This is a genomic window from Telluria sp. RB2R28, assembly GCF_059685835.1.
Genome location: NZ_JCASIK010000004.1, coordinates 279,343 through 299,327 on the forward strand (window position 1 = coordinate 279,343; position 19,985 = coordinate 299,327).

Below are 19,985 nucleotides of genomic sequence, written 5' to 3' on the forward strand. Positions count from 1 at the left end.
CATGATACTCATCGATCCCGCGGCGACCTCCTTCGTCAACACTGTCTTCGCCGCCCCGAACCTGCTGCGCTACCCGCCGTCCTCAAGCACCGCGACGGGGCAACCCGTCGATCCGGTCAGCACCGCTTCCCCGATCATCCTCGCCTGGCTCAAGGGTGGGCGCGAATGGCCGTTGCTACTGCCCCGCGCCGTTCTCGGAGACGCAGGGATCACCTGGTATGCCTGTGCATATAGCGAAGCGCACTTGCGGGGCTTGCTCGCCGAAATGCGGGCCTTCATTGGTCCCACCTATGCGTATTTCCCTTCAGTGCGGGCCGAACTCGATCTGGCTGATCCGATCGAGAGCGCCATTAATCATCAATTCGAGGGGCGGGTCCTGAAAATCACGGTACCCGGGGGCTATGTAGCCAAGGTAAACCAACAGATCAGGAACTACGCGGCCCTGCTGCGGACTCGACCGTATATTGCAACGCATACCGTCACTTCGTTTACCCAACTACGGGCGCGCTTCGACCTTGCGCTCCTGGCGGGCAACCAGACGGCGGCCCAGGAGTGGCTCAACGCTCTGGCCGCGCGCAACCTGAGCGCAGAGAACCGTCACTTCCTCAAGATACGTTTTTACGCAGCGCTCGGGCAGTGGGACCAAATCGTAGAGTATCCGTTGCTGCCGGCACTCATCAACCTCAAGCTGCCGCCAGAGACCTACAGCGATATCTTCGAGGCGCTGTACAAGACGTTGCTGCACAAAGCCGAAGAGCGCGGTGATCTCGATAAATTACTGGAAAAATTCAAAGCGTCGTTATTTGAGGCCTACCCTGCGCTGTTCCGCACCCGCCGTCACTCGACTCGCCCGGCAGTGCTCAAAGGCGCCGTCTGCAGGGAACTGTCCTTAGCCGCACCAAATCCGCAGCAATGCTTACTGCTGCTGTCCCAATTGCCGGCGGGTGCATTTCCGGCGGGACTTGAGCAACAGATCCGGGAACGCTGCAAGCAGTTGCAAGCGCCTGATCCTACAGTGTCGGCGCAAGCGGCATTGAATGCCGAAGAATTCGAGCGCGCCTTCGAACTGTACAGCGCACTGCCGCCGACCCTGGAGGTCCTCTGCGTGATGCTGCGCTGTGCGCGGGAGATCGACGATGCAGCGACCGCGCAGACTGTACTGGCTTTGCTCGACAGGGAGGGCGCAAAAGAAGAGGTTGCCAAGCGTAGTCCACGCATGTACAAGTGCGTCACCGAATTGGCGGCACTGGACGTGGTTACCTCGGAAACTCATGCTCAGTTGACGCCGGTCGGGCGCCTGGGCTGGCTAAAAAGCGCAGGCGAAACGGCAGAGCAGTATGTTTCGCGCTTGCGTGAAGGCGTGCCCTCATGGGAGCCTGCGGACATTCTCGCGGAAATCGATTGCGGGCGGAAGGCGGCGGACATCATCGAGGCGCTGGCGATCGAGGCGCCTGAAGTTTTCGAACAGGTCTTCCCACTATGGTATCGACTGTTTATCGACCGTATCGAAATACCGGACACCCGTCTCGTTCCCGTCTACCTCGCCTTGCTGGCCACGTTACGCGTGCGTGCAGCCTACGGCGATGATGAGCTTACGCTGATTAAGCGTGCTGCCGCATGCGTGCTTGAATGCGGACCGAGCGCTGCGGTCTACGGAGTAATGGTGGATGATCTTACCGGGGTGCTGGAAGGAAACCGTTCGTCGTACCTGATCGACTGGGCGATCGATCTTGCTGACCAGTTGCTGCAGGCGCGTTGCGGGTTAGAAGAGGCCCGCCTACGTTTCCTGAGCGGTGTCGTGAGCATGTCCAGTCAGTTCGGTCGCAAGCTCACGCCATTGCAGCTCAAACTGCTCGAACGAATCGCGGCGGACTCGGGTCTGCATTTCGCGGTTGAGCCGATGCAATGCGCACCGGTCGAGCCTTCGGCCGTTGCGGTACAAGGACGGGTCGCGATTTATACGCTCGACAGAGGAACTGCAGAGCGCGCACGTGCACTGCTGTTGCAAAGCTATCCTGGTCTGAGGGTCGACGTGAATCACGATGAGGTCTGTACGGCCGAGTTACGCAATCTTGCTAAACAAGTCGATTGGTTTGTGTTCGCATGGCGTTGTGCTACGCATCAGGCCTGGTTCTGCGTGAAGGCAGCGCTGGGCGAGAGCGCGACGCTTTGCTGGGCGAAGGGAAATGGCGCGGCGAGTCTGGCCCAGGTCGTCGAGCAAAGATTACTTGCTCAAATTGACGGTGAATAAATTGTACGTGAGGAAACCGATTGTCAAGTGGGTGCGATCAGGTTAATTGTTCTAATACTGATTTACCGAGGATGAGTCGACTGTACTTTGCGTACAAAAAACGGTATGTCGGTGGTGATGCTTTACCGCTACGCGCGGGAACTGTTCCATAGCCTGCTCGACAGTCTGGTTCGCTTATTTACGCTTTCTACCGCGCGGGCTTGCGGATAGGCCGACGCTAACGCAATTGGCCAAAGTTATCGGTTTGAGCGCCGCAACATCGCTGCGGCAACTGACATTTCTCGAGCATTATCATTTAGTGCTGATTGATCGTGCCGAACCCGCGTGCCGGTTGTGTTCTCGACGAGTCCTGCGCTTCTGACGCTGGTCTCATCGCCAGCATTGCCCGCAACTTGGCTTCAAAACCTCGGTTATTCATCTGCTAGGGCGTTCCTTTTCAAAATAGTCACTTTTGCATATGGATCAGCAGCATTCCGCGAAACGTTTGCACGAATTTGTGATAACGCTGCACGGATTAACCTATGCCCGGCGCTAGTGTCTAATCCTTTTTCGTCCCAGTCCTGGGTCCAAAAATCGGAAGGAATTCGATCCATCACTTCCTTGCAGTGCTGCTCTACCTCGGCCAGATTAGTCACATCTACTGCTCCTTCCTCGGTTTGCGAATTTAATTTCTCGATGAGAAATCCCGTGGTCGACACCAGTCCTGATTTTCCTAATAGTTTCGAGTCCGTGTCTGTCCAGTGTTGCTCGTAACCGTCGGAACTTTGCACTCCGCGCCACATGGCCTCGAGAATCTCAATGGCCTCATCCATATCCAATTCGACTTCTACCATCAGCTCATTGCGTACAGTGCGCAGAGACTGTTCAAGCGCAAGCGGCTTTACCACCCGGTGGCCATTGCGATTAATATCCCAGTCAAGGATGGCCTTGAACGGGCTGGAATCATCTTCGGATAATATTTTCAGGGCATTAGCATACTCTCCCAGCGAAAGCCCGACGGCACGAACCCTTGATTTAAAGCTGTCTTGCTGCGCCGGCGGCATTTCAGCGACTATCGCCTTCACCAAGTCCGACGGAACCCGCTTTGCCTTGTTATTAATGACGACAAAATTCAGCGCCCTTTCCAAGTCATCCGCGCCAAGAATAATTGTGCACATTAAAGGGATGCTGCTGTCAACTTGGTAAAAAGCCTCAAGGCGATGCTGCCCATCAATCAATATACCGGGCTTTTTCCCTGGGGGAGCCTTTATTTCAAGTTGGGACAAACATAATCCTTCGCTCTGCGGGACGCAGGTATATTGGCCCTCTGCAAGAGCGATGGTAATCGTGGTGGGGATAATATTTTTTTTATCAGCAGAGATGAAGTTCTTAATTGATTTCACGTGGGCATCGGAAAGAATGCGCTGGACTCCACCATGTTCTTTACTTGTCGGAACAACTTCGACCCATGTTTTCAAGTCCTTTGCCGAGATAGCTGCCAGAAACAATTTCGGTGACTCAGCAGTGCTTCGTTGATCTACATAAATACCAGAAAAAGTGTGGCGAAATTCATCAGTCATGGATTTCTTTCTGAGCAACGTTGTTAGGGGAGCAGGTTTCGCAATATGCATTCATACTCAGGATACTCCATTCCTTGGAGTCCTCTTCATTCAAGATTTCAGGCTCACCTGCGTCCGAGAAATCTACTCCACAGCTAAAGCATTTGTAATTCTGCTTCATTAAGACGACTAGGCGCATGTTGGAGACGAGAATTTTCCGTCTATAGCCGTTGAAATCATTTTTTTTTGTTACTTCATGTGGCCACAATACCATTTCATGTGCGGGCGATGTAAGACCACTTGGCTTTACGGCAAAGGCTGCTCCGCCGGTCAGCACGTCCGCAAGCGTAGCAGAATCCGCCTTGATCGCTGCGCACGCTGCATGTGCAACTCTTAGATTGTCCTTACTATTCTTTCCGCCAAGCGAGTGTGGCCACACATGGTCAATTTCACTCTCATCCTCTTCCTCGTCGACGATAGAGCCGCAGAGATAGCATCTTCCCGAAGCCTTTTCACGAATCCTTGCCTTTCGTTCGTTCTTAGGCCGAGCCGAGTATCTGAATCCAAGAGCCGCTTTTAAAAGTCGCTGAATTCTGTCGATATCGTCGTCCGGGATCGATGTCCTCTCTCTGAGAAATTTTTTAATCGCATCCGATTTTAATGAATTATCGTCCGGAAAGCGCGCTGCGGCCGACATGAAAAATATGCGAAAAACGTAGTCTGTCAGAATTGAGAACAACAATCTCTGATGCGCTTCATCGGTAACGTATGTCCCTATAAATTTCAAAAACGTAATTTCGTAGGACTGAAGCGACCTTTGGGCATAAGTTTCCGCTCGTTCAGCCATCTTGTCTCGTAGATCTTGTCCTGACATGGCTCTAGTCTCAATAATCTGTTTGGATTGGCTCGGGAATACGCCGCATTTGTAGAGCTATTGTAGCGATCCATAGACGATATACACAACTACCGATGGACGTTAAAATTAAAAAGCTGTCTGGCGATAATTTCCCGGCGATTGGGGCCTCTGGTGCGACTCGACACCATGCACTGGCAAATTGTTTCCGGAGCGCTACCTGGCCTTGCCGAGAAGTATGGGGAGTGCCGCAAGGCGCTGATTACGGCCATCACTAACCGAGCCCTTGCGATTTTGTTTAGTGGTAAGGACAGATGAAGATCCGCGCCTTGATGCCCAAGTTCACAGTGCGGCCATCTACTCCGTTCGTACAGGTCAGGTAGCAAATGTGACCGCTTGACCTGTTGGTCAGTCGTTCATCGGCGTAACCGTTCCATGGCGGCGCCAAGATCCGCATCAAGTTCCGGCAAAGAGTCATCGTGCACGGACAAATCATTCTCCGACAGGCCCAGTGCCCCGCGTGCGGCCGAAGCATCCATTACGCGCTGCAAGCATGCACGGGTATCCGCATAACCCTGGGCGATCCACGATGGAATCTTCTGCTGGTCGAAGCCCAGCAGGTCGCTGAAGCCACCGTTGCGTGCGATCGGTGTCTGCGGGCGGATCTCGATGATGTTGGCATCAGGGAACGCGTGCCGACTCCACAGGCTGCCGTCACACAGGTGAGTGACGATCACGTTACGAATCCCGGCTTTTAGAAGGGGCGTAATCGGGGTATTACCTTTCGATGCAATCCATCCACCCAGTCCCCCATCTGTATACGACTTCTCGCCGATTTTGCGTGCCGCAAATAGTACCGGAATTGCAGCCGATGCGAGCAGGGCGTCGCGCTGCTGTGTGCGTGGCATTGACTGCACATGGAAGAACTCAGCGGGCCTGGTATCGCGCAGGCCTGCTTCGGCTGCGAGCGCGGCCAGAAGGTCTTTTGTGCCATCGCGGCTTTCGTACGCTGCAATGTAGAGCGGTACGCCACGCTGCAATGCTTCCGGGTCCAGGTAACGGTTGATCAATGTCTGCAGTGGGGCCGACGAGAACAGGCCTTCACCCATGCACTGGAAAAAGTCGGCAGGAATGTCCAGTCCTGCCGCTTCGGACAGCCTTTTCAGGTGGACGTCGAGATCGGTAACCGATAGAGTCATTCCGCCCGCCAGTGCGAGCTTCAGGTAAGCTGGAAGATTATGTTTCAGTGGCGGTTCGGAAGCTAGTGTCTGCCATACTTCCTCCATCCTCGCCGCTCCTGCAGTGAGCGAAGGGGTCGAAGCAAGGATAGCCCCGTTAAGCGCGCCAATACTGGCGCCAGCTACCGCTTCCACCTGCGTCCCCATTTCTGCCAGCGCCTTGACCACGCCTGCCTGGTAGGCGCCCTTGGCGCCGCCTCCGGACAGCACCAGGCCCACGCGTAGCCCGCTCATCCTTCAGCTCCATCGAAGACCTCAGTCACCAAGGCGCCTGCCAGGCGCTCTGCCGAACAACGGCGCGGCAACAGCTTGGGCAGGTCACGAGGCAGGTTGGCAGCAGCAAAGACAAACGGCGTACGTTCCGGGGTGGCCCAGTCGCCCAGATAGGCAAGGCCTTCCCTCAGTTCAGCCGAGCGTGCGCTGTCATGAGCGGCGAGCCAGCCGGCGGTGTCGATGCGGTCACTGCCTGTGACCCTGGCGTCGGCCGCCAACTGCCCGAGTGCGCGGTGCCACAGCAATTCGAGGTGAGTGGAACGCTGCGCTACTGCCGTGTTGCGGTAAAAGTCGCCGAATGCACCCCAACGCAGCTCTTCCAGAGCCGCATAGCAGCGTCCGGCCAGCGGCAGTTGGGCAAAGACACCAGACTGCCACTTGCTCAGCACAAGATCCATATGGATACCGGCGCGCTGGACCATGTCGATGCGAACCAACTCTTCGGCGAAGCCATTAACGCGTCGGTTCAGGTGCTGATCGAGCTGCCGCAACTGCTCGCGCGTGTCGCCCGCATGAAGCGCTACCTCGGTCATAGCCCCCTGCAGCATAACCACCCGTTGCTTCACCTTGGTGATTGCGAGGTTGCTTTTTGCCAGTGATCCCGTCATCTCGGTCAACCAGACCAGCGAACCAGATACCCCGTCTGCCAAGCTAGCATTGATCTCGACCTGACGCCGCTGCCCCTTACCGGTGAAACCGTCATACAGCCGGTCGAACATCCCGGTGTGCTGGCGCTGCATGGCAATGTGATCGCGGCTGACATCGATGCCATTGGCGAAGTCGACAACAAATTTTTCCGGCAGCACGCCAAGGACTTCAAGCAGTGCAGCGTCTTTTCCGATCACTACGCTCATCCCAGTACTCCGTCCGTGCGACTAAGACCTTCGTTTACATCCCGGTTCAGGCCATCGGTGTCGGCCAGGATGGCGGGCAGGTTTTTCCTGAGTTCAGCCAGGCAGCGCAGCAGGTCTTCCTGCTCGGTTTTGCTACGGTGTTTATCCTCCATGCCCTGCAACATGTCGCCCCGGATATTCTCGACGGTTTCCCTGAACTGGCGGAAGAAGTTGTCGATCCCTTTTCGTAACGGAGTCCGGATTTTTTCTACCAGTGCGTCATCCAGGCCCTCGAAGAGGGCGTCGATGTCCCTCCCAACCGCTTTCCTGATTGCCCGACTGTCAATTTCGAAGACGTCAACATCTACCGAATAGTCCTCCCAGCCCCAGTCATCGGTGCCGAACCAGCTACACACCGTGCCCCAAGCGCCGCTTTGGCGGCGGCTCTTGCTTTGCGTTTCGGTTTTTTCAGCGATCAGCTCTCCCATCAGTTGCGAACCGGCGCTTGCCAGGGAGAGCGTAGCGGCGGCGGGAATGTCAAGGCGCAGATCAAAGCCGTCCTCCTTGAGGCGGCTACGCATCTCATCGATGATCAGCCGAGCGCGCGCTAGAACATTCTCAGTGAAATTTTGCTGAAAACTGCCCAGTGCATTCGACATCGAGTCCTTCATGCTCGACTCTCCGGCCTCAATGATGCGCTTCAGTTCCTTGTGTACGGCAGTCAGTTTTGCTTCCGCCTCGGCGCGCGAGGTGAATCGCATGACCGGATTGTTGGAATCGAAATAGGGTGTGTCCGAGCGTTCGTGATCGCGCGAGTTCCCTGCCACACCCTCGAAAAAATCACTGACGCGTAGCATCCATCTGACGGGAGTTGGGGCTACGGCCTTGCGCAGCACGGCAGCCTGCGCCTCCTCTTCTTTCTTCCGCTCCTCAAAGATATGTTCGATTGCGATACTGATCTGGGTTTTCACCTTTTGCATCATTGCGTCAGAATCTTTTTTGAGATCCTTCAGGGTGGCATCTGCCACCCTACGCGCGCCGCTCTCGCTTTCCTCAACGCGGTTGATGTCGCTCTGGAGCGCCTCGATCTGCGCTCGCAGTTCCTGCGAGCTTTTACCCAGCGCCGTTTCGCGGGTATTGAAAAAGTTCGCCAGACGGGTCGCGGTATCAAGCAATTTCGATGCGGCCGAGCTCAGCGCCAGGATCGCGGCGCGTCTCTGCGCAAAGCGGATGATGTCGTTCACAGGCGCTTCGAACAGGGACTGGTCCCACATATCCGCTGCCGCTTCATGTACCTCATCAGCATCCCCAATCCGTTTCGCCCACCTGCTGCCGAACGCTTCCACGCCGAAGTCAGCAACCCAGGGATGCTCGTCGGCCGACGGCAGTGTATGTTGTGCAGCGAGTGTTGAACGCGCACGGTTTGCCAGATAGGCGCGGCGCGAGGACACGGGGAAAATGCAGCCTTGTGCAATCCGCCCTTCGGTCAGCTCATCCGCCACAAAGCGCTTGATTTCATCGGGCGAGTCGCTGTTGCGGTCGGCCTCGTCAAACTTGTTGACCAGGGCGTACATTCGCCCTTGGGCCACCCCAGCAATTTCTTTTAACTCGGCCTGAATTTGCGCGTCTGCCTCCGACTTCAGTTGGGTGAAATCGAGAACTGCCAGTACTGCCGAGGCCTTGGCCAGTTGCTGGCTGAGCATTTTGCGCAGGTGCGGCTGACCAGCTTCATTAGGGCCCGGGGTGTCTAGCAGGGTCAGCGTACCCTGTGACTGTTCGGTGCCTTGCAGGTGCGCAAATTCGACCTGTATCAGCGGAATCTCATGGATCTCATCGTAGTCCGCGAACGGGAACGGAACGTCCAGTGCGGCACTGAGTCGTACCAGGTCGTTCAAGGTGCGAAGGAAGCCGAAGATCGCATCCGCGCCGCGATACTGGGTAGGGAATGCCTCTCCCGCATCGACCTGTTCCAGCACCCGAGCCATGTCGTTGTCGGCCTCCAAACGCCGCACGAGCGGCTGGTTGTCTAAACGGTCTGCCGTCTTGCGCAACTGGACCATCAAGGCTTCGATGGGCACGTTGTTGTCGAATTCCAGTATTGGCTCGACCTGACCCGGCGTATGCCTGATCAGGGTTGGTATTGCCGTCATTGGGCGGTTGCGGTTGGGCAGGACCTCAGTGCCGACGATAGCATTGATCGTAGTTGATTTGCCCGCCTTCATGGTTCCAACAACGGCAATTACGAGCTCGAGTTGCTTCAGCTTTAAGTGCTCGCCATGAAGGGTTTCTAGGTCGAAGCTGGTCTGTTTGCGTGTGAATGTGCCTCGCAGGCCGTTGCCCGCTTCGCCGAGAATGCTGGGTTCATGTAGCATTTGCTCGAGGATTTCGCGTTCAAGAGAGATCAGGCGCTGGGCTTCTTCTTGCAGTACTGCAATGTTGCTGGTGTGCATATGGGCGAGGTTCGATTAGTCTGGGTTCGGAAGCCGGGCAGGGCCATGTCTGATAGCCCGGCTTGTACCTAAGAACGCTGAGGTAGGCAGATCTTGTAAACAGCACTTAGCAGCTCGGCAAGGTTGCTTCATTGAGTATTCGTTCAGGAATTATGTACAAAAAACTAAATTCCTGAAAGCATATTTAAGAGAAAGTAGGCAACTTGGGCAACGCGTACTCTGCAATGCGACATTCTGTATTGACGACTGAGAAAAGAATCAGTAATTCCGGCCAAGATCAACAACCGGGGGGCACGGCTCGCATACCCAAGCCATAGAGCGTCGCGTTTGTTCCTGCTTCAACCCTGGCGATTCCAAGCCAGTGCCGACGTGTGGCCACTCAGCACTCCCGGCACGCCAGCAAGTTGCACACCCGTGGATCTAGCCTAGTCCCTTGGGCAGGATTCTGCTCTCCTGGTGACGCCGGCGGCGTAAATTGGCTTTAGCTGCTGCCACAAATTCATTGGTGGTTGCGGAGATTGCTGGCAACTCAGCCTGGATACCTGAAGACGTGGGTGAGCCAAATCGCGGAACGCCGTCTCGTGTTCGGTCAAATGCTGGAAAAAGGAGCTTGCGCGTGAATCTAAGTGGGGGCGCAAGCACGGTCGAGATGGGCACAGCGGTTTTGTGGGGCAAGTGCTCACGAAAGACGTGTAGGGGTGGGACTGAGAGCAGTGTTAGGAATTGCTTTGGCGTATGATCATGGCGATTACCACGTCCTGGGACACGACATGAAGTTAGTATCGTTGGCAGAATTGTTTTCGCGCCATGCTTTTGAAACGCCGGATTACCAGCGCGGATACGCCTGGCAGGACGAAAATGTGTTAGATTTTTGGTCCGACTTGGAATGTGTCGGGATGAATAATCCGCGCCATTTCATGGGCACCTTAATCCTTGAGGTGGCCGGGACTGGCAATAGGGCGCTGGTAGTCGACGGCCAGCAGCGGTTAACCACGACGGTATTGCTGATATCAGCGCTGGCCGACGCACTTTGTTTGGGCGGACTCTCCAAAGACGCGCAACAGGTTCGCAACCGCTTCCTTGGATCGGTCGAAAAACCAAAGTTCAGGTATGGAAGCACACATGACGCGTGGCCATATCTTGCTTTCCAGGTTTTCAAGGATCCCGCGTATGTCGCGCGCGCAGCCGAATTCGGCAGCGCCTACACTCAAAACCTTTCAAGCGCCCTAGAAACACTAAGAGCTAAGGTCAGTTGTCTCTCGCCTGAGGTACTGGTACAGCTGCGCGATAAGATTGAAAACAAGCTCCTTTTTAACGTTGTCCAGGTCGACCCGGCTCAGTTCAACATCCACGTCGCCTTCGAATCGATCAATCATCGGGGCCGTCCCCTGACCCGCCTCGAACTGCTGAAAAACCGACTGATTTACCTGACGACCATGATTCGCAGTCCTGCCATTTATGCGGGAACTTGCGAGCAGTACCAGACCGAAATGCGGACTGCGGTCAACTCGACCTGGAGCGACATCTACAGTTGGCTCGGGCGCTGCGGCAAGACGCCTCTTGATGAGGACGAGTTTCTGCGTACCCATAGTCTAGTCTATTTCAAGGCCGATACCTCAGAGGGGGCTTGGCTCGAGAACCTACTTTTCAAGAGCCAGTTCAGCGTCGCTAGTGCTACCGCCGGCACACTCACCGGCGACGAGTTGACCAGATACCTGAACAGCATGCGGCTTGCCGCACTCCTGTGGTCACACATACGTCGTCCCCGCGATATGCCTGGACAACAATTGCTGTGGTTGGAGCGAATCGAACACGTTCACCGGCCAGTATTTGACCCGCTTATTCTTGCTGCGTACATGCGTCTGGTCGAGGGAAAGCAGGTAGCGATTGATTTGCGCAAGACCGAGGGTCAAGACAAGCAACTGGTCCAATTGCTCATACAGATCGAACGTTTCATCGTGCTGATCTATTTGATGAGTGGCCGGCGCAGCCATACCGGGCGCAAGGATTTCTACCGACTTGCCTATTTTTTATACGAAGGAACCTTGCGCGAAGATGGCGTCGCGATGAGTACAGAAGAGTCGCTCGTTTATGTTGCCAGGTATCTAAAAGCTTCGGTGGAAAATTTTGGGCAGTGGGTGAACGGCGAATGGACTTACGAAGATAGCGAGTTCACCTGGCATGGCTGGATCAATCTCGAGGCATTCGCAACCCAAATCAAGCGCGATCTGCAAGAGGGAGAGGGGTATTACGGGCTTTCGCTGACCAAGGTCCTGCTCTATGAGTATGAGGACCACTTACGCACCGTGCATCGGGGAGATCGCAAGGTCAAGTGGGGATCGGTTGGTAACGAAACTATTGAACACATCTACCCCCAGGAGTCAATCCAATGGACCGGGTTCAATGACAAGTTAGGGACCCGCAACAAGAAGGGAAAGCGCAACAGCTATTGTCATTCGCTGGGAAATCTCCTGCTCCTTTCGAGAAGTAAAAACTCTGCGCTCCAGAACAACCCGTACAAAGGAAAAAGCAAAGAAAATGCGAAGCGACCTCGGTTTGCAAACGGTAGTTTCTCCGAAACCGAGGTCGCGACAGATTACTCGGACTGGTTGCCCTCGCATGTAGAAAAACGAGGCGAAAAATTGCTACGGTTTGCGGAGCAGCGGTGGAACTTTTCCTTCAAAAAATTTGACATCAACAACCTCAAGCCGCTCCTCGTGTTTGATAAGGAGTGATCCGTTCAGTAGTTGTAGCTTATGAGCCAGTATGGACCGCGCTTGTCAGGTGAAATGACTGATTGAATTTTTGTGTCCATAACTGAATTTGTGGGCACAATTTATTTTGTGCGCACTCAATCATGCCGCCAGCAACTCAGGGGGTACAGACGTTACTGGGAAGACGCTTACGTCTTAAGCATGGAGAAAAAGCTTTCCATTGCAGCATTGTCTCAGCAGTTGCCACGACGGCTCATACTGCAAACGATGCTGTGCGATTCGAGCAAGCGCTGGAAGCCTTCGCTGGTGTATTGCGAGCGCTGGTCCGAGTGATGCAATACTGCCCGAGGCCGCAGACGGCGGAAAATGGCCATCAGCAGGGCATCCATTACCCGCTGCTCCCTCATCGTCGGCTGCATCAACCAGCCCATCACACGCCGCGAGTATAGGTCGAGGACGACAGTGACGAACAGCCAGCATTCGCGCGGCCACGTAGGTAAAGTCTGCGGCCACTGCTGGTTCGGGCCTGTCGCTTCAAACTGCCGGTTTAGCAGGTTTGGCGCAATGGCGTGGACTAGCGAATCGAGTTGCCCAGGTGCTAGGCGACGCTTGTGGTGGGCCTTAATGCAGGCGGCTTTCATTAGCCGTGCCACGCGGTTCTCACTGCAGGCAAAGCCACCATAGATAAGGTCTTGCACTACGCGCGGCGAACCGTATGTGTCACCACTGGCTTCGTGGCTGTGCCTGATCACCTTGAGGATCTGGGCATTCTCACGTTAATGCGCACTTACTGGCCGGCCGAGCCAGTCGTAAAAACCACTGCTCGAGACGCCGGGCAGGCGACATATTGTTCGTGTCGCCCAGATCGTTCGATATTTGGCGATGAAGCCGTACTTCATTTGAGGTCGGCTGCGAAGTAGACTAGCGCCTTTTTTAAGCTGTCTCGCTCCCTTTTTGACATTTGCCAGCGCACGGCGCACGCGTTCGTACTCCTGGGTCGACACCTTCTCGCTCCGACTGCGACCTCTGCATCCACGTCGGCGTCTCTACACCACCGTCTCAGCAAATTGGCAGCCAATGCCAAGGTCGCGCGATCTCCGCCTTGCTTGACCGGCCCGCCGGCGTTCGCTAATGCGACGGAGCCCGGAGCGGTGCTAGGTGCTGCCTAGCTGATTCCGAAATCAGTCTTGCTGCGAGAAGGCTCCGGCCGATGCTGCGAGAAAGCCTAGATGAGCCAGGGTCGCCGACAACGACGTATCACCCGCCTGCTCGGCCGCAGCCCTAGCAGCAGGATAGAGCGAACTGGGAAGGAATTCAGCAATCGTCTGAAGCTGCGCCCGACTCGCAACCGGCAAGCGTGCGACAGTTTGCCTGCTGGCACCAACGTATGGTCCGACCCTGCGTGCGATGGCCGAGGCCAAGGCGTCAAGGTTGAAGCCGGTCGCTCCAGCAATGGGAATGATGTCGTCAGTACCGATACCGAACATGACTGACAGGTAATCAAGTTTTTCACGAAGCGCTTCGAGTTGCGCGCGGTTGGGTGCGAACGGTAGCCTGCGGTTGAGCGGCTCGATCTTGTCGATGGCGTTGACCACAAGAATGACCTTGTTCTTCACATCAGATTTGCCGATTAGCTCATCAAAGACGCGCTGGTCGATACTGAAGTCTCGCTGGTCGGCTCGGACAAAATACAGCACGACTTGCGCCGTTCCGAGCGCCTCGCGGTAGAGCGCCATGTATTCCCGATCCAGCTTTAGATTCTCGCCAATGCCAGGCAGATCAGAGAACGAGAAGTAATGCGCCGTTTTGGTCCCAGCAAACCGGTACTCGACGGACTGCATCGTCCGCGTGCAGCCGCTCGTGTCGCTGGTGGCGAACGCACGTACGCCGAGCAATGCGTTCAGGCTAGTCGACTTGCCATAGCCAGTTTTACCGACAGCGACTACGCCAATGTCTACCGAGGTTGTGTCCCCACGGTTCCAGGCAGTCGCATGCGCCGGACTCGGCACGCAGTCGCGCAGGAAACCGAAGGCGCTGCGTGCTGATGCAAGTTTTTCAACCGGCCGCTCAAACCGAATTTCGCAACGTAGCATGGGTACTTACCACCAGGCGAATAGGCCACCGATCGCGCCAATAACGGCGCCTGCAATGGCGCCGGGCTTGCCAAGGTATTTAGCGCCAATCGCTGCGCCTGTTGCGCCACCCTTGACGACGCCTTCGATCCTACGCAAGAGCGAGCCCTTAACGTTTTCAGTTGCCTCAGCGGAGATATTTTCCTTCGGGATTTCCTTAAACACCGAAACCTTCTTGTCGTCCGGCAAGGAGAAGATCAGTTCATCCACTAAACGACTAAGACCGTATTTTTCTTCTGCCGACACTGGGATGATCTGCGATTGTTTCAGTCCGAAGCTAGCAGCCACGTCCATCACCTTGGCATCGATGTTTTTCGCTTGCGCGGAACCTGGACGGCGCTCCTTGACGTTCCACTCCCTAAAGGGCTCGATTTTGTCAGCCTGGTTCAGCACGACGATGAACGGAATGCCGCGCTCTAGATACGGTTTCACGAGATTGTTATAAAACTCGATGTCGACCGAATACGCGCGATCGTCTGCCTTAAGCACCCACAGCACCGCATCAAGCTGCGGCAGCAATTTACGATACAGGGCGCCATACTCCTCATCACGCTCACGGCTCTCGCCGACGCCGGGTACATCCACCAACGTAATGCCTTGGCCACTTCCAATTTCAACTAAGACTTCTTGTGGGCTCCGGGTACACGCAGCGACGTTTGATACTTCGCAGATCTGCTGGCCGAACAGCGCATTGCACAGCGACGACTTTCCGGCTCCTGTTTTACCAAGCACGCCAATCTTCGCCTTGTACTCAAGCATTTCGCCAAGCTTGGCTTCGATCTGGCGCTTTTGCTGCTCACTGAGCCCTAAGCCCTGCTCGTTAAGGACGTTAAAAATAGACATCGAATCGTAACCCCTGTAAAGTGATGTGCTAGTTGAAGCTGCGGCAGCGTACGCGCTACGAAGCCAGTAAATAGTCAGCCCACGCGTCCCAATGGCTTGTAAGCAAAAAAAATTACTCTGTCGTTGAATTATAAACCAAGTATTTCTTCCTGGAAATTTTATTATTACTGTGAAATAACGGCTTAACCTCTACTTTTAGATCGCTCTAAAATGGGGGACTACCGGGGCTCGGAAATTATTGCAGAGAATGCAATTCTTTGGGTTCTGTCGCGTTGTTGGTCAAACAGCGGAATTTACCCCGATCCGGCCTGCACCGCTCAAGCTGCACGGATCATTCCTGCCACCGTAGAAAATTGGTCGGCGAACGACATGGCCGCAGCGGTTCTGTCGCGTTGTTGATCAAACGGCGAGAATTCCACGGGACGTCACGGCACTGCTCAAACTGGACGGACCATTCCTGCCAGCGTAGAAAATTGGTCCGCGAACGACATGGCCTCGGCACCGTCGATTGCGAACTGGCCGCTGCGGATCATGTGCATTAGTTCAATGCCGGCGAGCACGGAGCGGGCGGACCGAAACGATTTGAAGTTGAGCATCGGCCTGGTCACCCGCTTGATGGCGCGATGATCTTGCTCGACAATGTTGTTGAGGTATTTAACCTGGCGCACAAGGACCGACACGTCGCGGTCGGCGTTGATAGCATCGATCGCCGCCTTGATGGCCCCGCTCTTGTCCATAGCGACCTTGTTCGGATCGCCGTTCTCTCCCATAGCCTTGTCGAAGAAGCGCTTCGCCGCGGCCATGTCGCGCTTCGCCGTCAGCAGGAAGTCGACGGTCTTGCCCTGCTTGTCGACGGCGCGGTAGAGGTATTTCCAGACGCCCTTGACTTTGATGCAGGTCTCGTCCATGCGCCAGCTGCCGCCGACCAGGCGCTTGTGTTTCCGGGCCATCTTCTCGATGAGCGGCAGGAAACGAATCGCCCACCGGTTGATCGACGAATGGTCGACCGACACGCCGCGCTCTTCCATGATCTCCTCGAGGTGCCGGTAGCTCAACGGGTAGGCTGCATACCAGCGGATGCAGACCAGGATCACATCGATCGGAAAGCGCATCCCTTTGAAGTTGAGCATGTCGATTCGTCCTGGATTCGACACCGCAGTTTACCCGACAGGCCCACCCCGTTCGCTAATGCGACAGAACCTCGTGAAATCGAATCCACTTTACTGCGCACGCTTGCGCATTTCATGATTTGTACGAAATAGTAATGTTTGGAATGCGTGCTACTCCAGGCTGTTTTGCGAAAAAATCATGCAAGAACGCCACAAGCTTCTTTTCGCACAAAGCAACGACTGCCTCATCCGCAGCAAGCACGCGTCCACTCTCCAAAGTACGCTTATCGAGGCCTTGGTAGAGGCCAATAACTGCCGCTTGACTATTGGCAAAAACACTGCCACTTAATATTTGATGACTCAATTTGCTAGTGGCCGGACCCGCGACAAGGACCGGTTTTCTTAGAGTGACGTTGATTCCTGTGGCCGTACTGTTAATGTCGTAATCTCCTGGCCTCAGCGCGTACCCGAACGAATATTCGGATGTGTACGATATCGCAACGATCGAGTTGAACTTCATACCTAGGATGCTTTTGTCGACAACGCGCATATAGCCCTCCCTACGCACGACAGTCGCGGCAATGAACCTCATCTGTCCTTGCAATTGCTTCTTGCTGGCGTACAGGTAATCAGTATATTTGGTATAACCGAGCAATTCTTCGCGCTGCGAGATCACTTCAGCCTGCAATGTACGTACTTTCGCTTCTAGCGGATCTGCCGGCTGGAATTTTTCCCACCCAAGAAAGAACGCAGCGACGAGGAGCCCAGCAACGGCAGCAGCGGCAATATTTTTTTTCATAGTCTCTCAAAGGTGTTTGTACTGCTTATCGGAGCAGGATATTCGAACGGTGATACTGCATGAACTGCTGCTGCTCGGTGAGTAAAGCCTTTTGCAGTTTCATCTTCTCCGAGACACCTAGGTCGGATGCACTTTGGCTAGTTAGCATCGGCGAAAGGATAATTTCTCCATTATCTTGAAAACTGATATATCCGAGATCGAACATCCCGTCGAGATTTGGCGTCAACAACAGTCCGTTGCTGAGGTCCTTCGCGTCGGAGGCATCGCAATCACGCCACGGCTTCACATGCGAGGCTATCAACAGTTGCAGCGTCGTACACCCTGTCACTGCACAGCCGCCCCAGAACCGCACAAGCTTGTCTCGGAACTCACCTTGCCCAAGGCGAGCGCGAATCATTGCAGCGCAGTCTTTTTCAGTTAGAGTGTTCAGATACGCCTGCTTTGCTTCGATTTCTGCTACGGGGTCGTCCACCACGCGCTTGCGCACGAGTCCCAACTCCTCAAGCGCCTGCGCAACCTCCGGACGCAAGAACCACAGGTGATCGCCCTTGGCGTTTCTGTCACCTGGGTAAGTAGCCAATACATACGTCCAACGTGTGTCATTATTCTTATCGGCCTCTGGAGGGGCATAGTCCAGCAAGCCGCAAAGCTGTCGGGCAAATTTACCGTAATGAATGTTCGCAGCACTGTAGTTTTTCATTTCGGCAGCTACCGCCAGCTCTTCCGCGCTTAATGCTTGACGTTCCGCATTGTAATGCGCACGTAGCATTCTGAAGCCGTTTGTTACCTCGTCGGTGCTTATAAGGGAAAGCTGCTCTAGAGATAATTTAAAATCGTACGAATTCGGTTGATTCATGTTCGTGGTTTCTGCGTCTAGTGGTGCAATGGGCAAGTTAACCATATGCTTGCTGAAAGGCAACTTCACAAACATGCTATTGACGCTTATGAAGCTATCTGATTACCACGAAATTTAGACATTGGGCCGCTGCGCGCATCTCGCTCGTCTACTACCTGGGTCTTCTAATTTAGTTTCCTTGGTAGTCCCGTCACCGCGACCGAACAAGCACCAGTAGCAAGTTACATAAGGGCGTTTTTTAGGAAGCGGAGCCATAAAATATTGTAAACCTAGGTGGCGAACGATGCGAGCATGTCTGAAAGCGCTTTTTGCGTATGATCGTTTAACTTACGTGCTATTTTTAGGTGAAGAGAAGCTAGCCTATCCGCTGCTTGAGCCTCAAGGATTACCGGTCGCACAAAGCGCTCCGCAGCTGAATGGAACTGCTGCGAGGTAGCATCCAACTGTGCTGTTAACTCTCGGCGCGCCGCCTCCAGCTGCCCTCGAAACGCTTTCTCAAACGTTTCACGCTGATGCCCGATTTCGTCGGATTTACGTTCGTCTGGGTTCATTACCCATTTGACAGCACCAGCGATTAGAAGCGCCCCGCCCACGATTGGTACGACTGGGGCTAGTACCGGCATAACGACGGACGCACCCAAAAAATACACAGCTGCGCCGGTTCCAATAGCTGCGGCACTGCCAGCGGCAAGCGTTTTATTCGCGGCGTCTTCTGCCGCATTTTTGATGCGCGTACTCCAGCGTAGGCCAGGCGCTGCTTTTGCTAGTTGGGTGTGATGCAGACGATGTAAAAGGGTGGTGCGAGATAGCGCCATTTCCTCTTGAAACAGCCGCAGATCCTCGCGAATGAGCCGAAGCGAGTCTTCACGGCGGCAAATTATTCGATTCACCCTTCGCTCGAGCTCTTTTCCGAATGTCGACTTGGCGATACTTTCCCACGCAGTAGTACGTTTCCACTGGTCGGTTTTCAAGCGATCGACGATGTCTCGTTCGAACGCATTCCCTGCATCATGGATATATTCCTCCATATCTTCATCGAAAGTTTCGCGTTCGAATGCAATCCGCGCATCGGCCATTACCAGGCGCTGGCTCACTTGCTTTTGAAGCGCATAAGCTGATTGAAGGAAGGCTGCAGATGCGTCATGGGTCCGTTCCATCTCTGCGATTCGTTGGTTAAACGCGGAGATTTCCTGAGTTGCACGGGCACATGCGACGGTCATTCGTTGAGTTAGTTCGGCTTTGTCTAGTGAGCCTTGTTCGAATTCAAGGACAGCAGCAGCGAGAGCTAGATCGCCGGTGGTTCGAACGCACAGATCGGCCAAGTCTGCATATTTATGCCCTTTGATCATCCGCACTGAGCCGGTACTGACTCTGCTCCAGATAGTTTGCTCGTCAGCGGCGAACGCTTCCAACTCATTTTGGCGAAATTGATAACGCAATGCGTTGGCTAAACTCTTGGCCATGTCCCTGCTACGGGTGCCCTGCACCGCAAGGAGCCCACGTGCTGCTTTGAAGAAGGTTGCCGCAGTAGCTTCGTCAATCCCTGCAGACGCGCGCTCTAGATCTTGAAGTGCAACCTTCAACGGCAGCGGATGCTCAACGTTTTCTAGCAACACGACTTGAGCCAATGCGGAATCGTTGAACAGCGATGCAACGTCGCTTAGGGCATTAAAGTCAGCAACGTTAAGCACACCATCAGAGCTGGCGATCGCAGCGACCGCCCTAAGGTAGGCGGATGGGAAGGTAGGGTCTTTTGAAACGAATTGCGCTAGTTCCGAATGTTGTGCAGCACTCGGCTGACCGTAGGTCTCAAAATTCGCTGTTGAGGAATTGATGGTCATGAATTTTCAGAATGATCGTAGCCAGAGTGCGGGAAATGAAGCAAACGTTGCAATATTGTCAATTTAGAACGTACGGCAACACTGCTGTGGTTCTTGTTTGCTTTCAGTTCCAGACAGGCTGCTGTATGGATTATTGCAAATATTCATTGACTATTGGTACATATTTTTGCGATGCTGCTCCGAAAACAAGGTATTTCACATCCCATCAATCTTGAAGTACGAGGTCTCATGAACGAACTCTGAGTACTCTGATTT

General features: G+C 54.5%; 14 protein-coding genes. 2 read left to right on the forward strand and 12 right to left on the reverse strand.

Annotation, left to right across the window (positions count from 1 at the left end):
* The first annotated feature begins 1 nt into the window (after position 1).
* On the forward strand, positions 2–2,251 hold the full coding sequence (dpdD, locus tag AC56LV_RS16965) for a protein DpdD (RefSeq protein ID WP_499559310.1): 2,250 nt from the start codon (positions 2–4) through the stop codon (positions 2,249–2,251).
* Between the two features lie 410 nt (positions 2,252–2,661).
* Here the strand turns inward: dpdD and AC56LV_RS16970 are convergent, their stop codons facing one another.
* From AC56LV_RS16970 to AC56LV_RS16990, 5 genes are all read right to left on the reverse strand, one after another.
* Positions 2,662–3,810 carry a DGQHR domain-containing protein gene (locus tag AC56LV_RS16970; protein ID WP_499559311.1) on the reverse strand — a complete coding sequence of 383 codons (1,149 nt, stop codon included), beginning with the start codon at positions 3,808–3,810 and terminating at the stop codon, positions 2,662–2,664.
* On the reverse strand, positions 3,803–4,636 hold the full coding sequence (locus AC56LV_RS16975; protein WP_499559312.1) for an HNH endonuclease: 834 nt from the start codon (positions 4,634–4,636) through the stop codon (positions 3,803–3,805). Before AC56LV_RS16975 ends, AC56LV_RS16970 begins: the two co-directional genes overlap by 8 nt.
* 422 nt (positions 4,637–5,058) lie before the next feature.
* Positions 5,059–6,114, reverse strand: coding sequence for a patatin-like phospholipase family protein (locus AC56LV_RS16980; RefSeq protein ID WP_499559314.1), 1,056 nt, complete (start codon positions 6,112–6,114; stop codon positions 5,059–5,061).
* Positions 6,111–7,007, reverse strand: a complete 897-nt coding sequence (locus AC56LV_RS16985; protein WP_499559316.1) for a diguanylate cyclase regulator RdcB family protein — start codon at positions 7,005–7,007, stop codon at positions 6,111–6,113. The genes AC56LV_RS16980 and AC56LV_RS16985 overlap by 4 nt, the downstream gene beginning before the upstream one ends.
* The gene (locus AC56LV_RS16990) at positions 7,004–9,436 is read right to left on the reverse strand and encodes a dynamin family protein (protein WP_499559318.1); all 2,433 of its coding nucleotides are present in this window, start codon (positions 9,434–9,436) and stop codon (positions 7,004–7,006) included. The genes AC56LV_RS16985 and AC56LV_RS16990 overlap by 4 nt, the downstream gene beginning before the upstream one ends.
* A gap of 770 nt (positions 9,437–10,206) precedes the next feature.
* Here AC56LV_RS16990 and AC56LV_RS16995 point away from each other — a divergent pair.
* Complete coding sequence (locus AC56LV_RS16995; RefSeq protein ID WP_499559320.1) at positions 10,207–12,171, forward strand: DUF262 domain-containing protein; 1,965 nt, start codon at positions 10,207–10,209, stop codon at positions 12,169–12,171.
* A 212-nt stretch (positions 12,172–12,383) separates the two neighbouring features.
* Here AC56LV_RS16995 and AC56LV_RS17000 read toward each other — a convergent pair whose 3' ends face one another.
* The 7 genes from AC56LV_RS17000 to AC56LV_RS17030 form a co-directional block, all read right to left on the reverse strand.
* Entirely contained in the window at positions 12,384–12,911 is a 528-nt protein-coding gene (locus AC56LV_RS17000) for a DDE-type integrase/transposase/recombinase (RefSeq protein WP_499559688.1), read from the reverse strand.
* Positions 12,912–13,331: 420 nt separating this feature from the next.
* Positions 13,332–14,243, reverse strand: coding sequence for a GTPase (locus AC56LV_RS17005; RefSeq protein ID WP_499559322.1), 912 nt, complete (start codon positions 14,241–14,243; stop codon positions 13,332–13,334).
* Between the two features lie 6 nt (positions 14,244–14,249).
* Positions 14,250–15,125, reverse strand: a complete 876-nt coding sequence (locus AC56LV_RS17010; RefSeq protein WP_499559324.1) for a GTPase family protein — start codon at positions 15,123–15,125, stop codon at positions 14,250–14,252.
* A gap of 437 nt (positions 15,126–15,562) precedes the next feature.
* Positions 15,563–16,255 (reverse strand): IS6 family transposase, encoded by a 693-nt coding sequence (locus AC56LV_RS17015; RefSeq protein WP_499559326.1) that lies wholly within the window; start codon positions 16,253–16,255, stop codon positions 15,563–15,565.
* A gap of 112 nt (positions 16,256–16,367) precedes the next feature.
* A complete protein-coding gene (locus tag AC56LV_RS17020; RefSeq protein WP_499559328.1) occupies positions 16,368–17,033 on the reverse strand; it encodes a hypothetical protein in 666 nt (221 codons plus the stop codon).
* 25 nt (positions 17,034–17,058) lie between these two features.
* Positions 17,059–17,889 (reverse strand): HNH endonuclease, encoded by an 831-nt coding sequence (locus AC56LV_RS17025; RefSeq protein WP_499559330.1) that lies wholly within the window; start codon positions 17,887–17,889, stop codon positions 17,059–17,061.
* 269 nt (positions 17,890–18,158) lie between these two features.
* Entirely contained in the window at positions 18,159–19,730 is a 1,572-nt protein-coding gene (locus AC56LV_RS17030; RefSeq protein WP_499559332.1) for a hypothetical protein, read from the reverse strand.
* Positions 19,731–19,985: the final 255 nt, after the last annotated feature.